A 14,884-nucleotide genomic window follows, 5' to 3' on the forward strand; every position below is an offset into this window, starting at 1 on the left:
GCCGATTCTAGCAAAACCGGCGCGGCGCGTCAGTCACGCAGCAAGTCAAGGCTGTGCAGCGGGCCGGCGAGGTAATCGTCCAGGCAGCGCGGCACGAGTTCGCTGCGCCAGCGGGTGGGGTCGGCCAGCAGTTCGTCACGGGTCAGCCACACAGCGCGGACGATGTCGCTGTCCAGGGCCAGGTCGGCATGCTGGCGCAGCGGGCGGGCGGCGAAGCAGATGCGCTGGTAGGTCACGCCATTGCTCGGGGCGGTGTAGAGGTAGATGCCGACCACGCCGGTGAGCTCGACTTCCCAGGCGGTTTCTTCCAGGGTTTCGCGCAGGGCGGCCTGGGGCAGGGTCTCGTTGGGTTCGAGGTGGCCGGCGGGTTGGTTGAAGACGTGCTGGCCAGCCTTGAATTCTTCGACGAAAAGGAACTTGCCTTGGTCTTCGACGATGGTGGCGACGGTGATGTGCGGTTGCCAGGTCATTTGCGCGGTCCTTTGTCCAGAAAGCACAAACCCCGGTGCGTGGCCGGGGTTTGTGCGGTTACTTCAAGCGAACCTTACAGGGCGGCAATGGCGCTGTTCAGGGTCTGGCTTGGGCGCATCACCTTGGCGGTCAGCTCGGCATCCGGGGCGTAGTAGCCACCGATGTCGGCCGGCTTGCCCTGAACGGCGTTGAGCTCGGCGACGATGGTCTCCTCGTTCTCGGTCAGGGTCTTGGCCAGTGGGGCGAAGCGCGCCTGCAGGGCGGCGTCATCGCTCTGTGCAGCCAGCGCCTGGGCCCAGTACAGGGTCAGGTAGAAGTGGCTGCCGCGGTTGTCGATACCACCGACTTTGCGCGAAGGCGACTTGTTGGTGTCGAGGAACTTGCCGGTTGCCTGGTCCAGGGTGTTGGCCAGGACCTTGGCGCGCGGGTTGTCGTAGGTGTTGCCCAGGTGCTCCAGGGAAGCGGCCAGGGCCAGGAATTCACCCAGCGAGTCCCAGCGCAGGAAGTTCTCTTCCACCAGCTGCTGCACGTGCTTCGGAGCCGAACCGCCGGCGCCGGTTTCGAACAGGCCACCGCCGTTCATCAGCGGCACGATCGACAGCATCTTGGCGCTGGTGCCCAGTTCCATGATCGGGAACAGGTCGGTCAGGTAGTCGCGCAGCACGTTGCCGGTCACCGAGATGGTGTCCTTGCCTTCGCGGATGCGGGCCAGGGAGAACTTGATCGCGTCGACCGGCGCCAGGACACGGATGTCCAGGCCAGTGGTGTCGTGGTCCTTCAGGTACTTCTGTACCTTCTCGATCATCACGCCGTCGTGGGCGCGGGCCGGGTCCAGCCAGAACACCGCCGGGGTGTTGCTCAGGCGGGCACGGTTGACGGCCAGCTTGACCCAGTCCTGGATCGGCGCGTCTTTGGTCTGGCACATGCGGAAGATGTCACCGGCTTCGACGTTCTGCTCCAGAACGACGTTGCCTTTGCCATCGACCACGCGTACTACGCCGTCGGCCTGGATCTGGAAGGTCTTGTCGTGGGAACCGTACTCTTCGGCCTTCTGCGCCATCAGGCCGACGTTCGGCACGCTGCCCATGGTGGTCGGGTCGAAGGCGCCGTTGGCCTTGCAGTCTTCGATGGTGGCCTGGTAGATGCCGGCGTAGCAACGATCCGGGATGATCGCCTTGGCATCCTGCAGTTCACCGGCGCTGTTCCACATCTTGCCCGAGTCGCGGATCATCGCTGGCATCGAGGCGTCGACGATGACGTCGCTCGGCACGTGCAGGTTGGTGATGCCCTTGTCGGAGTTGACCATGGCCAGGGCTGGACGCTCGGCGTACAGGGCCTGGATGTCGGCTTCGATCTCGGCCTGCTTGTCGGCTGGCAGGTCCTTGATGCGCGCGTACAGGTCGCCGATGCCGTTGTTGGCGTTGAAGCCTACTTCAGCCAGGGCTGCTGCGTGCTTGGCCAGTACCTCGTCGTAGAACGCTTCGACGATGACGCCGAACATGATCGGGTCGGAAACCTTCATCATGGTGGCTTTCAGGTGCACCGACAGCAGTACGCCGGAGGCCTTGGCATCGGCGATCTGTTCGGTGATGAAGGCTTTCAGGGCCTTGCGGCTCATGGTGGCGCAGTCGACGATTTCGGCGGCTTTGACGGCAGTCTTGGCTTTCAGCACGGTGGTGCTGCCATCTTTGCCGACCAGCTCGATGCGCAGGTTGTCGTCAGCCTCGATGAGTGCGGCTTTTTCGCTGCCGTAGAAGTCGCCATTGTTCATGTGGGCAACGTGCGACTTCGAGTCGGCGGCCCAGGCGCCCATCTTGTGCGGGTGCTTGCGGGCGTAGTTCTTGACCGAAAGCGGGGCGCGGCGGTCGGAGTTGCCTTCGCGCAGCACCGGGTTCACGGCCGAACCCTTGATGCGGTCGTAGCGGGCGCGGGATTCTTTCTCGGCCTCGGTGGATGGCTCGTCGGCGTAGTCAGGGATGTTGAAGCCCTTGCCCTGCAGTTCCTTGATCGCGGCCTTGAGCTGCGGTACCGAGGCGCTGATGTTCGGCAGCTTGATGATGTTGGCTTCAGGAGTGGTGGCCAGCTGGCCCAGTTCCGCCAGGTGATCGCCTACTTGCTTCTCTGCGCCCAGTTGCTCCGGGAAGGCGGCAAGGATACGGCCAGCCAGGGAGATGTCGCGAGTTTCGACGGCGATGTCAGCGGAAGCGGTGAAGGCTTCGACGATCGGCAGCAGCGAGTAGGTGGCGAGGGCGGGGGCTTCGTCGGTGAAGGTATAGATGATCTTGGAACGGGTGGGCATGCGGGTTAACTCTCTGTGTGCTGAGCGTGCTCGAGTCTCGTGGTGCGCAGGGTAGGCGCATCGCCCTGGCAACGCCATGAGCGGAAAGTCGAGAGGCTGCGAGCGGTGATGGTGGATGCATCAGTCGAGCGTCAATGCTGAGCTGCGGTAACAGTCCAGACTTTTCTGGCCAGGCTTGGTGGCCATTCCTGGCCAAGGGCGGTCCGCATTTTCCTGGGATTCGCCCCGATGACCCTTCGGTCGCGGCGGAGTATACCAAACCATTCGGGCTAATCAGCAAGGCGAAGTGACATCGGTGCCATTTATAAGACCAAAGACGTAGGGGCAATGTGGCGTAATGACGCACCGCTTGCAGGTCGACGGATGTGGTTTAGGCTCATTGGATCGCATGATGTCCAATCACACCCGACAGCGGAGTAGTGCAAGCATGGGATACCAGAAAATCAAGGTTCCGACCGACGGCACCAAGATCACCGTCAATGCCGACCATTCGCTCAACGTGCCCGACAACCCGATCATTCCTTATATTGAAGGTGACGGGATTGGCGTCGACGTCTCGCCAGTGATGATCAAGGTGGTCGATGCCGCCGTGCAGAAAGCCTATGGCGGCAAGCGCAAGATCGCCTGGATGGAGGTGTATGCCGGCGAGAAGGCCACCCAGGTGTACGACCAGGACACCTGGCTGCCCCAGGAGACCCTGGATGCGGTGAAGGACTACGTTGTCTCGATCAAGGGGCCGCTGACCACGCCGGTCGGCGGGGGTATCCGGTCGCTCAACGTGGCTTTGCGCCAGCAGCTCGACCTTTACGTGTGCCTGCGCCCGGTGCTGTGGTTCCAGGGCGTGCCCAGTCCGGTGAAAAAGCCCGGCGATGTCGACATGGTGATCTTCCGTGAGAACTCCGAAGACATCTATGCCGGCATCGAGTGGAAGGCCGGCTCGCCTGAAGCGAACAAGGTGATCAAGTTCCTCAAGGAGGAAATGGGTGTCACCAAGATCCGTTTCGACCAGGACTGCGGCATCGGCGTCAAGCCGGTCTCGCGCGAGGGCACCAAGCGCCTGGTGCGCAAGGCCCTGCAATATGTGGTGGACAATGATCGCGAATCGCTGACCCTGGTGCACAAGGGCAACATCATGAAGTTCACCGAGGGTGCCTTCAAGGATTGGGGCTACGAAGTGGCCCGCGACGAGTTTGGGGCCGAACTGCTCGACGGCGGCCCATGGATGAAGTTCAAGAACCCCAAGAGCGGCCGTGAAGTGATCGTCAAGGACGCCATCGCCGACGCCATGCTCCAGCAGATCCTGCTGCGCCCTGCCGAGTACGACGTGATTGCCACGCTCAACCTGAACGGTGACTACCTGTCCGATGCCCTGGCGGCAGAAGTGGGTGGCATCGGCATCGCGCCGGGCGCCAACCTGTCCGACACCGTGGCCATGTTCGAGGCTACCCATGGTACCGCCCCGAAATATGCCGGGCAGGACAAGGTCAATCCTGGCTCGGTCATCCTGTCGGCGGAGATGATGCTGCGGCACATGGGCTGGACTGAAGCGGCCGACCTGATCATCAAGGGCACCAATGGTGCGATTGCCGCCAAGACCGTGACCTACGACTTCGAGCGCTTGATGGAGGGTGCCACGCTGGTAAGTAGCTCAGGTTTTGGCGATGAAATGATCAAGCACATGTAATGCAATAAAAACCGGCCGCTCCACAAGGGGCGGCCGGTGCGTTCGTTTGCCGGCAGAGCGGGATGGCTCAGGCGTTGGCGACGACGACCTCCGGAACGGGCTCCGGCCTGACGCTGGCGTTACCGGAAATGTTCACCGCGTGCTTGCCCTTGGGGCCCTGCACGATGTCGAACACCACCACCTGTCCGGCCTTCAGCGTCTTGTAGCCGTCCATCTGGATGGCGGAGTAATGGGCGAAGAGGTCTTCGCTATCGCCGTCAGCATTGATGAATCCGTAGCCCTTGGCATTGTTGAACCACTTGACTTTACCGCTTGCCATCCCTATGTCCCTCTGCAAAGGACTCCATCACTGGAGTATCATCCACTTCATCCGCATACGAACCATGCGAAAAATCTGGTTGACTGCGCGGATCTTTATCGACCACGGTGGGTTCTTATTGGTTGTAACACCGTTTTGCCGTTAGTCAAGGTCAGGTGGCGCGTGCGCCAGCGGCCGCCAATGCAGTCAACCCACAACCTTAACCTGACGCTCATGATGAAATTCTTTCCATGCATGCACCCAGTGAGATTCGACTAACATTCAATCAGGATCGCCCGCAAACGAATGAGGACGACGGCTCAGGGCTTGCGGTACAGGAAGCCAAGCCGATCCTGCAGGCGCCACCGATGTACAAGGTGGTTTTATTCAATGATGACTACACGCCGATGGATTTCGTCGTCGAAGTGCTCGAAACGTTCTTCAGTCTGAACCGCGAGCTGGCGACCAAGATCATGCTGACCGTCCACACCGAAGGGCGGGCAGTGTGCGGATTGTTTACCCGTGACATCGCCGAAACGAAGGCCATGCAGGTCAACCAATACGCCAGGGAAAGCCAGCATCCGCTACTCTGTGAAATCGAGAAGGACGGTTAATCGCCGACCACTTGGGTATGAGGTGAAGCTATGTTAAACCGCGAGCTCGAAGTCACCCTCAATCTTGCCTTCAAGGAGGCTCGTTCGAAGCGTCATGAGTTCATGACCGTCGAACATCTGCTGCTGGCACTCCTTGACAATGAGGCTGCCGCGACCGTTCTGCGCGCCTGTGGCGCGAATCTCGACAAACTCAAGCACGACCTGCAAGAGTTCATCGATTCCACTACCCCGCTGATCCCCGTCAACGATGAAGACCGCGAAACCCAGCCGACCCTGGGCTTCCAGCGGGTGCTGCAGCGTGCCGTGTTCCACGTGCAGAGTTCCGGCAAGCGCGAAGTGACCGGCGCCAATGTGCTGGTGGCGATCTTCAGCGAACAGGAAAGCCAGGCCGTGTTCCTGCTGAAGCAGCAGAGCGTGGCCCGTATCGATGTGGTCAACTACATCGCCCACGGCATTTCCAAAGTGCCGGGCCATGGCTCGCACTCCGAAAGCGACCAGGACATGCAGGACGAAGAGGGCGGCGAAACCTCCTCTTCGAGCAACCCGCTGGACGCCTACGCCAGCAACCTGAACGAACTGGCCCGTGCCGGCCGAATCGACCCGCTGGTGGGGCGCGAGCAGGAAGTCGAGCGTGTGGCGCAGATTCTGGCCCGGCGGCGCAAGAACAACCCGCTGCTGGTCGGTGAGGCCGGTGTCGGCAAGACTGCCATCGCCGAAGGCCTGGCCAAACGCATCGTCGACGGCCAGGTGCCGGACCTGCTGGCGCAGAGCGTGGTCTATTCGCTGGACCTCGGTGCGCTGCTGGCGGGTACCAAATACCGCGGTGACTTCGAAAAACGCTTCAAGGCCCTGCTCGGTGAGTTGAAAAAGCGCCCGCAAGCGATTCTGTTCATCGATGAAATCCACACCATCATCGGTGCCGGTGCGGCGTCAGGCGGGGTGATGGATGCCTCCAACCTGCTCAAGCCGCTGCTGTCGTCTGGTGAGATTCGTTGCATCGGTTCGACCACCTTCCAGGAATTCCGCGGCATCTTCGAGAAGGACCGTGCCCTGGCGCGGCGCTTCCAGAAGGTCGATGTCAGCGAGCCGTCGGTGGAAGACACCGTCGGTATCCTGCGTGGCCTGAAAGGCCGGTTCGAGAGCCACCACAACATCGAGTACAGCGACGAAGCCCTGCGCGCCGCCGCCGAACTTGCCTCGCGCTATATCAATGATCGCCACATGCCGGACAAGGCCATCGACGTGATTGATGAAGCGGGCGCCTATCAGCGCCTGCAGCCTGAAGCCAGCCGGGTCAAGCGTATCGATGTGCCGCAGGTCGAGGACATTGTCGCCAAGATCGCGCGGATTCCGCCGAAGCACGTCACCAGTTCCGACAAGGAATTGCTGCGTAACCTCGAGCGCGACCTGAAGCTGACCGTGTTCGGTCAGGACCAGGCCATCGACTCGCTGGCCACCGCCATCAAGCTGTCCCGGGCCGGCCTCAAGTCGCCGGACAAGCCGGTCGGTTCGTTCCTGTTCGCCGGCCCGACCGGTGTGGGCAAGACCGAAGCGGCGCGGCAGCTGGCCAAGGCGCTGGGCGTCGAGCTGGTGCGCTTCGACATGTCCGAGTACATGGAGCGTCACACCGTGTCGCGGCTGATCGGTGCTCCGCCTGGCTACGTTGGTTTCGACCAGGGCGGCCTGCTGACCGAAGCGATCACCAAGCAACCGCACTGCGTGCTGCTGCTCGACGAAATCGAGAAGGCTCACCCGGAAGTCTTCAACCTGCTGCTGCAGGTGATGGACCACGGTACCCTGACCGACAACAACGGGCGCAAGGCCGACTTCCGCAATGTGATCCTGATCATGACCACCAACGCCGGCGCCGAAACTGCCGCGCGGGCCTCGATCGGCTTCACCCATCAGGACCACGCGTCCGATGCCATGGAAGTCATCCGCAAGAGCTTCACGCCGGAGTTCCGCAACCGCCTGGACACCATCATCCAGTTTGGCCGCCTCAGCACCGAGACGATCAAGAGCATCGTCGACAAGTTCCTCATCGAGTTGCAGGCGCAGCTGGAAGACAAGCGGGTGCTGCTGGAAGTCAGTGATGCCGCCCGCGGCTGGCTGGCTGCTTCCGGCTACGACGTGCAGATGGGTGCACGGCCGATGGCGCGGCTTATCCAGGACAAGATCAAGCGGCCGCTGGCTGAGGAGATCCTGTTTGGTGAGCTGGCCGAGCATGGCGGCGTGGTGCACGTCGACCTGCGCGATGGCGAACTGGTGTTCGACTTCGAGACTACGGCTGAGGTTGCGTAAATCGTATGGGGCCGCTATGCGGCCCATCGCGGCCCAAGCCGCTCCTACAGGGGATTGCGATATCCTGCAGGAGCGGCTTGAGCCGCGAGGCGGTTTAAGCAGACACAAAAAAGCCCGGCACATGGCCGGGCTTTTTCATGGCTGGAGCTTAGCGCGCACGGTAAGTGATGCGGCCCTTGCTCAGGTCGTAGGGCGTCAGTTCGACGCGGACCTTGTCGCCAGTGAGAATGCGGATGTAGTTCTTGCGCATCTTTCCGGAGATGTGCGCGGTTACGACGTGCCCGTTTTCCAACTCCACGCGGAACATGGTGTTGGGCAGGGTGTCGACGACAGTACCTTCCATTTCGAAGCTGTCTTCTTTCGACATGCAGTAGAGCCCTCGGATCCAGTGTTGGCCCGACGCATACCGCACCGGGCAAAAAAGTGGCGTGGATTATGCCCGAAAACTGTGTGTCAAGCCAATGCTTTCAGTTGAGGGTGACCCAGCGCTGGTTTATCAACAACTCGATAGGCCGATACTGCGTCTTGTAGTTCATTTTCTTGCAGTTCTTGATCCAGTAACCCAGGTACACCGCTTCCAGATCCTGGCGCAAGGCTTCGGTGATCTGCCAGAGGATGGCAAAGCGACCGAGGCTGCGGCGTTCTTCTGCCGGCTCGTAGAAGGTGTATACCGCCGACAGGCCATTGGGCAGCAGGTCGCAGACGGCCACTGCCAGCAGGCGGCCTTCGAGGCGGAACTCGTAGAACCAGCAGAACGGCAGGTCGCGGACCAGGAAGGTGGAAAACTGGTCGCGGCTCGGCGGGTACATGTCACCATCGGCGTGACGGGTCTCGATGTAGCGCCGGTACAGGTCGAAATATTCTTCCTTGAACGCCGGGCGCGCCGCCGTCACGGTCAGGTCGGCATTACGCTTGAGGATGCGCCGCTGCTGGCGGTTGGGGATGAAGCGCGCGGCGGGGATGCGCGCTGGCACGCAGGCATTGCAGTTCTGGCAATGCGGGCGGTACAGGTGGTCACCGCTGCGGCGAAAGCCCATTTCCGAGAGATCGGCATACACATGCACGTCCATCGGCTGGCTGGGGTCGAGGAACAGCGTGGTGGCCTGTTCGTCCGGCAGGTAGCTGCAGGAGTGGGGTTGAGTGGCATAGAACTTCAACCGCGCCAACTCTGTCATGATCAACCCCCTCGGTGAGACTTTGCTTTAAGTGTAAGCCAGCTGGCAAAACTCGCCTAGCAAACCCAGGTAGCACTGTTGGGCTGGTCGAGGTGGCGCGCCAGGTAGTCGGCGAAGCGGCTACGGCTGATGGCCCGGGCGCCCAGGCTATGCAGGTGGTTGGTGGGCATCTGGCAGTCGATCAGCACGAAGCCGGCCTGGCGCAGGTGTTCGACCAGCGTCACGAAGCCGACCTTGGAGGCATTGTCGGCGCGGCTGAACATCGACTCGCCGAAGAACAGCTGACCGATGGCCAGGCCATACAGGCCGCCGACCAGCACGCCGTCTGCGCGTACTTCTACCGAATGGGCAATACCGCGCCGGTGCAGTTCGCAGTAGGCATTGCGCATGGTGTCGGTGATCCAGGTGCCGTCGGCGTAGTCGCGCGGGGCAGCGCAGGCGGCGATCACCGCAGGGAAGTCGGTGTCGAAGCTGACCTGGTAGCGGCCCTGGCGCATCAGTTTGGCCAGCGAGCGCGAGACGTGCAGCTCGTCAGGGAACAGCACGGTGCGCGGGTCAGGTGACCACCAGAGAATCGGCTGGCCGTCCTGATACCAGGGAAAGCAGCCATGCCGGTAGGCCTGCTCCAGGCGCTCGGGGCTCAGGTCGCCGCCAGCGGCGAGCAAACCGTTGGGGTCGTGCAGGGCCTTTTCCAGGGGCGGGAAGGTCAGCGAGTCGCGGGTCAGCCAGGTGAGCATGGTCTATCGTGCGGTGGGGGAGGGGAGAGGGCAGCATGGCTTGCAGGGCTTGCGGGGTCAATGCTGGCAGGCTCAACAGTGATTGGCTGGCAGCAGAATAGGCAATTTCTTACACATTCATGAAGGCATAGGCACCATCCGCTACATTTGCTGTCACACCTGTGCAAAAACACAGCATAAGCCTTTGTCACAGAAGGCAATGCATGCTCAAATTGCACCTATACGAAAGTCGCCCCCACTCGAGCTCCATACGGCGTGCCGTCATGGCGGCTGGCGGGCAGTAATGTTAAAAGTAGTGGTTAATTGGCCAGACACCGGCTGATCACTACTGGACGCGCAGCACGCGCAGGAATAGACGCGTTTTGAAGAAATCCACCGCAACTCCAGCTCCCTTGCCCGTGCCCCTGTGGCGGCAGCAGCTGCATTACCGCCTCAAGGAAGGTGCGTTGATCGCTGTCGGCGCCCTGTGCCTGTACCTGTGGATGGCACTGCTGACCTACGACACGTCGGACCCGGGCTTCAGCCACACCAGCAACGTCGACCAGGTGCAGAATGCCGCCGGGCGTGCCGGCGCGTACTTTGCCGACATCCTGTTCATGGTGCTCGGCTACTTCGCCTACATCTTCCCGCTGCTGCTGGCGATCAAGACCTGGCAGATCTTCCGCGAGCGGCACCAGCCGTGGCAATGGAGCGGCTGGCTGTTCTCCTGGCGGCTGATCGGCCTGGTGTTCCTGGTGCTGTCGGGCGCGGCGCTGGCGCATATCCATTTCCATCCGCCGGCGAGCCTGCCGTTTTCCGCGGGCGGTGCGCTGGGCGAAAGCCTCGGTGACCTGGCGCGCAACCTGCTGAACGTGCAGGGCAGCACCCTGATGTTCATTGCCCTGTTCCTGTTCGGCCTGACCGTGTTCACCGACCTGTCATGGTTCAAGGTGATGGACATGACCGGCAAGATCACCCTCGACCTGTTCGAACTGGTACAGGGCGCGGCCAGCCGCTGGTGGGAGGCACGCAACGAGCGCAAGCGCCTGGAGGCGCAACTGCGTGAAGTGGACGACCCGGTGTTCGATCTGGGGGCAAAGGCCAGCGACAAGCGTGAGCCAGCCAAACCGGCGCTGCGCGAGCGCATCTTCAAGGGTGAGGAAGCCCCGGCCCAGCCCGTCGAACCGCGTGAACCGACCCTGTCCCGTGAGCCGACGCTCGCCCGCGAGCCTGTAGTGCCTCGCGAACCAACCCTCGCCCGCGAGCCTGTCGTGCCGCGTGAGCCCGTGGTCCCCCGCGAGCAGCCAGCAGCGGCCCCGACCATCGTGCCCCCGGCCGCGGCCAAGGCGCCGGAGCCGAGCAAGCGGGTCATGAAGGAAAAACAGGCGCCGCTGTTCGTCGACAGCGCCGTGGAGGGGACCTTGCCGTCGATTTCCATCCTCGACCCGGCCGAACAGAAGAAGATCGAGTACTCGCCAGAGTCCCTGGCCGGTGTCGGCCAGTTGCTGGAAATCAAGCTCAAGGAGTTCGGCGTCGAAGTCTCGGTGGACTCCATCCACCCGGGCCCGGTGATTACCCGTTACGAAATCCAGCCGGCCGCTGGCGTGAAAGTCAGCCGCATTGCCAACCTGGCCAAGGACCTGGCGCGTTCCCTGGCGGTGACCAGCGTGCGGGTGGTCGAGGTCATTCCCGGCAAGACCACCGTGGGTATCGAGATCCCCAACGAAAACCGGCAGATGGTGCGCTTCTCGGAAGTGCTCGCAACGCCGGAGTACGACGAGCAGAAATCGCCGGTCACCCTGGCCCTGGGCCACGACATCGGCGGCAAGCCGGTGATCACCGACCTGGCCAAGATGCCGCACCTGCTGGTGGCCGGTACTACCGGTTCCGGTAAGTCGGTGGGTGTCAACGCGATGATCCTGTCGATCCTGTTCAAGTCCAGCCCGGAAGACGCGCGGCTGATCATGATCGACCCGAAAATGCTCGAGCTGTCGATCTACGAGGGCATTCCGCACCTGCTGTGCCCGGTGGTCACCGACATGAAGGACGCCGCCAACGCCCTGCGCTGGAGCGTGGCCGAGATGGAGCGGCGCTACAAGCTGATGGCGGCCATGGGCGTGCGTAACCTGGCCGGCTTCAACCGCAAGATCAAGGACGCCCAGGAAGCCGGCGAGATCATCCACGACCCGCTGTACCGCCGCGAGAGCATGGACGACGAGCCGCCGGCGCTGAAGACCTTGCCGACCATCGTCGTGGTGGTCGACGAATTTGCCGACATGATGATGATCGTCGGCAAGAAGGTCGAAGAGCTGATCGCCCGTATCGCCCAGAAGGCGCGGGCGGCCGGTATCCACCTGATCCTCGCCACCCAGCGCCCGTCGGTGGACGTGATCACCGGCCTGATCAAGGCCAACATCCCGACCCGCATGGCGTTCCAGGTGTCGAGCAAGATCGACTCGCGGACCATCATCGACCAGGGTGGCGCGGAACAGTTGCTCGGCCACGGTGACATGCTGTACATGCCGCCGGGCACCAGCCTGCCAATCCGTGTGCACGGTGCGTTCGTCTCCGACGATGAAGTGCACCGCACGGTCGAGGCGTGGAAGCTGCGTGGCGCGCCGGACTACAACGACGACATCCTCAATGGCGTCGAAGAGGCCGGCAGCGGCTTCGATGGCGGCGGCGGCGGTGGCGATGGTGACGATGCCGAAACCGATGCCCTGTATGATGAGGCCGTGCAGTTCGTGCTGGAAAGCCGCCGCGCTTCCATCTCGGCCGTACAGCGCAAGCTCAAGATCGGCTACAACCGCGCCGCGCGGATGATCGAGTCGATGGAGATGGCCGGCGTGGTCACCCCGATGAACAGCAACGGCTCGCGGGAAGTGATTGCCCCGGGTGGCCCGCGCGACTGATGAACACCCTGTCGGGCGCCAACGGTGGCGCCCGGCCTTTTCAATGCTCAATGAGGATTCCCATGCGCGCGATTCGCATGCTGTTGGTTTCTGCCCTGACCCTGGGCTCGGTTACTGCTTATGCCGGTGAGCAAGACGTACAACGCCTGACCCAGTTGCTGGAAAAATCCCAGACCATCGAGGCCAACTTCTCCCAGCTGACCCTGGACGCAGGCGGTACCAGCCTGCAGGAAACGTCCGGCAAGATGACGGTGAAGCGCCCGGGCCTGTTCTACTGGCACACCAATGCGCCGCAGGAGCAGGTAGTGGTTTCCGACGGCAAGAACGTCACCTTGTGGGACCCGGACCTGGAGCAGGCGACCATCAAGAAGCTCGACCAGCGCCTGAACCAGACCCCGGCACTGCTGCTGTCTGGTGACGTGTCGAAGATCAGCCAGAGCTTCGACATCACCTCCAAGGAGCAGGGCGACGTGATGGACTTCACCCTCAAGCCGAAGACCAAGGACACCTTGTTCGACTCGCTGCGCGTGTCGTTCCGCAAGGGCCTGATCAATGACATGCAGCTGATCGACAGCGTCGGCCAGCGCACCAACATCCTGTTCAATGGCGTCAAGGCCAACCAGGCGGTGCCGGACAGCCAGTTCAAGTTCGACATCCCCAAAGGCGCCGACGTCATCAAGGAGTAAGCAGAGCTCGCCATGGACCTGTTTCGAAGCGAACCCGTCGCCCAGCCTCTGGCGGCCCGCCTGCGCCCGGCCAACCTGGACGAATACGTCGGCCAGGAGCACCTGCTGGCGCGCGGTAAACCGCTGCGCGAGGCGCTGGAGCAGGGGGCGCTGCACTCGATGATCTTCTGGGGGCCGCCGGGGGTGGGCAAGACCACCCTGGCGCGGCTGCTGGCGCACTTCTGCGATGCGCACTTCGAGACGGTCTCGGCGGTGTTGGCGGGGGTCAAGGAAATCCGCCAGGCCGTCGAAGTGGCCAAGCAGCAGGCCGGCCAGTATGGCCGGCGCACCATCCTGTTCGTCGACGAAGTGCACCGCTTCAACAAGTCCCAGCAGGATGCCTTTCTGCCCTACGTGGAAGACGGCACGCTGCTGTTCATCGGAGCCACCACCGAGAACCCGTCGTTCGAACTGAACAACGCCTTGCTGTCGCGGGCGCGGGTCTATGTGCTCAAGAGCCTGGACGAAGCGGCGCTGCGCAAGCTGGTCAACCGTGCGCTGACGGAAGAGCGCGGGCTGGGCAAACGCAACCTGCGCGTCGGTGACGACGCCTTCAAGATGCTCATGGCTGCCGCCGATGGCGATGGCCGGCGCATGCTCAACTTCCTGGAGAACGCCGCCGATCTTGCCGAAGATGGCAGCGAGATCGACGTCGAGATGCTGCAAAGCCTGCTCGGTGACAGCCGGCGGCGTTTCGACAAGGGCGGCGAGGCGTTCTACGACCAGATTTCCGCGCTGCACAAGTCGGTGCGCGGCTCCAACCCCGATGGCGCCCTGTACTGGTTCGCGCGCATGCTCGACGGCGGCTGCGACCCGCTGTACATCGCCCGTCGCGTCGTGCGCATGGCCAGCGAGGACATCGGCAACGCCGACCCGCGGGCCCTGAGCCTGTGCCTGGCCGCCTGGGACGTGCAGGAACGCCTGGGCAGCCCGGAAGGCGAGCTGGCAGTGGCCCAGGCCATCACCTACATCGCCTGCGCACCGAAGAGCAATGCCGTCTACGTGGGCTTCAAGACCGCCTTGCGCGAGGCGGCCGAACATGGCTCGCTGGAAGTGCCGCTGCACCTGCGCAACGCGCCGACCAAGCTGATGAAGCAACTGGGCTATGGCGAAGAATACCGCTACGCCCACGACGAGCCCGATGCCTATGCCGCTGGTGAGGATTACTTCCCCGAGGCGCTTGAGCCACGCCAGTACTACCAGCCCGTGCCGCGAGGCCTGGAGCTGAAGATCGGCGAGAAACTGCGCCACCTGGCCGAGCTTGACCGCAACAGCCCGCGGCAGCGGAGAAAACCATGATTGCCCTGATCGCTGCAGTCAGCGCCGGTGGTATTGCCGGGACCTTGCTACGCTTCGCCACCGCCAATTGGGTCGCGGCCAACTGGCCACGGCACTTCTATCTCGGTACGCTGGCGGTCAACCTGGTGGGTTGCCTGCTGATCGGCCTGCTTTACGGCCTGTTCCTGCACAAGCCGCTGGCGCCGGTCGAACTGCGCGCCGGCCTGATCGTCGGCTTCCTCGGTGGCCTGACGACCTTTTCCTCCTTCTCGCTCGATACCGTGCGCCTGATCGAAAGTGGGCAAGTGCCCCTCGCCTTGGGCTATACCAGTATCAGCGTGGTGGGCGGGCTCCTGGCCACCTGGGCCGGCCTGTCCCTGACCCGATTCTGAACCAACACTTATCCATAAC

Annotated in this window: 13 protein-coding genes; 7 read left to right on the plus strand and 6 right to left on the minus strand. The window is 62.6% G+C overall.

The window, feature by feature from the left end:
- Positions 1-29 precede the first annotated feature (29 nt).
- Together HU738_RS03210 and HU738_RS03215 are read right to left on the minus strand one after the other, a co-directional pair.
- A complete protein-coding gene (locus HU738_RS03210) occupies positions 30-470 on the minus strand; it encodes an NUDIX hydrolase (RefSeq protein WP_186600957.1) in 441 nt (146 codons plus the stop codon).
- Between the two features lie 74 nt (positions 471-544).
- Complete coding sequence (locus tag HU738_RS03215) at positions 545-2,770, minus strand: NADP-dependent isocitrate dehydrogenase (RefSeq protein ID WP_176508851.1); 2,226 nt, start codon at positions 2,768-2,770, stop codon at positions 545-547.
- Positions 2,771-3,197: 427 nt separating this feature from the next.
- Here HU738_RS03215 and icd point away from each other — a divergent pair, with 427 nt between their 5' ends.
- Positions 3,198-4,454 carry an NADP-dependent isocitrate dehydrogenase gene (gene icd / locus HU738_RS03220; protein WP_176508850.1) on the plus strand — a complete coding sequence of 419 codons (1,257 nt, stop codon included), beginning with the start codon at positions 3,198-3,200 and terminating at the stop codon, positions 4,452-4,454.
- 67 nt (positions 4,455-4,521) lie between these two features.
- Here the strand turns inward: icd and cspD are convergent, their stop codons facing one another.
- The gene (gene cspD, locus HU738_RS03225) at positions 4,522-4,773 is read right to left on the minus strand and encodes a cold shock domain-containing protein CspD (protein WP_176508849.1); all 252 of its coding nucleotides are present in this window, start codon (positions 4,771-4,773) and stop codon (positions 4,522-4,524) included.
- 230 nt (positions 4,774-5,003) lie between these two features.
- Here cspD and clpS point away from each other — a divergent pair, with 230 nt between their 5' ends.
- Both clpS and clpA read left to right on the plus strand, forming a co-directional pair.
- Entirely contained in the window at positions 5,004-5,366 is a 363-nt protein-coding gene (gene clpS / locus HU738_RS03230) for an ATP-dependent Clp protease adapter ClpS (protein WP_016488124.1), read from the plus strand.
- Positions 5,367-5,396: 30 nt separating this feature from the next.
- Positions 5,397-7,667, plus strand: a complete 2,271-nt coding sequence (gene clpA / locus HU738_RS03235; RefSeq protein ID WP_054886818.1) for an ATP-dependent Clp protease ATP-binding subunit ClpA — start codon at positions 5,397-5,399, stop codon at positions 7,665-7,667.
- A gap of 148 nt (positions 7,668-7,815) precedes the next feature.
- On the opposite strand, the gene infA is transcribed toward clpA, so the two are convergent.
- From infA to aat, 3 genes are all read right to left on the minus strand, one after another.
- A complete protein-coding gene (infA, locus tag HU738_RS03240) occupies positions 7,816-8,034 on the minus strand; it encodes a translation initiation factor IF-1 (RefSeq protein WP_002553999.1) in 219 nt (72 codons plus the stop codon).
- 100 nt (positions 8,035-8,134) lie between these two features.
- A complete protein-coding gene (locus HU738_RS03245; RefSeq protein WP_186600958.1) occupies positions 8,135-8,842 on the minus strand; it encodes an arginyltransferase in 708 nt (235 codons plus the stop codon).
- Between the two features lie 56 nt (positions 8,843-8,898).
- Positions 8,899-9,579, minus strand: a complete 681-nt coding sequence (gene aat, locus HU738_RS03250; RefSeq protein ID WP_054886816.1) for a leucyl/phenylalanyl-tRNA--protein transferase — start codon at positions 9,577-9,579, stop codon at positions 8,899-8,901.
- 362 nt (positions 9,580-9,941) lie between these two features.
- Here aat and HU738_RS03255 point away from each other — a divergent pair, with 362 nt between their 5' ends.
- The 4 genes from HU738_RS03255 (at position 9,942) to crcB (ending at position 14,865) form a co-directional block, all read left to right on the plus strand.
- Entirely contained in the window at positions 9,942-12,470 is a 2,529-nt protein-coding gene (locus HU738_RS03255; RefSeq protein ID WP_186600959.1) for a DNA translocase FtsK, read from the plus strand.
- A gap of 62 nt (positions 12,471-12,532) precedes the next feature.
- Positions 12,533-13,156: an outer membrane lipoprotein periplasmic chaperone LolA gene (gene lolA / locus HU738_RS03260; protein ID WP_060511141.1), complete on the plus strand. Its 624-nt coding sequence runs from the start codon at positions 12,533-12,535 to the stop codon at positions 13,154-13,156.
- 12 nt (positions 13,157-13,168) lie between these two features.
- Positions 13,169-14,494, plus strand: coding sequence for a replication-associated recombination protein A (locus HU738_RS03265; protein ID WP_186600960.1), 1,326 nt, complete (start codon positions 13,169-13,171; stop codon positions 14,492-14,494).
- The gene (gene crcB / locus HU738_RS03270; RefSeq protein WP_176508846.1) at positions 14,491-14,865 is read left to right on the plus strand and encodes a fluoride efflux transporter CrcB; all 375 of its coding nucleotides are present in this window, start codon (positions 14,491-14,493) and stop codon (positions 14,863-14,865) included. The genes HU738_RS03265 and crcB overlap by 4 nt, the downstream gene beginning before the upstream one ends.
- Positions 14,866-14,884: the final 19 nt, after the last annotated feature.

The organism is Pseudomonas vlassakiae, from assembly GCF_014269035.2.
Lineage (GTDB): Bacteria > Pseudomonadota > Gammaproteobacteria > Pseudomonadales > Pseudomonadaceae > Aquipseudomonas > Aquipseudomonas vlassakiae.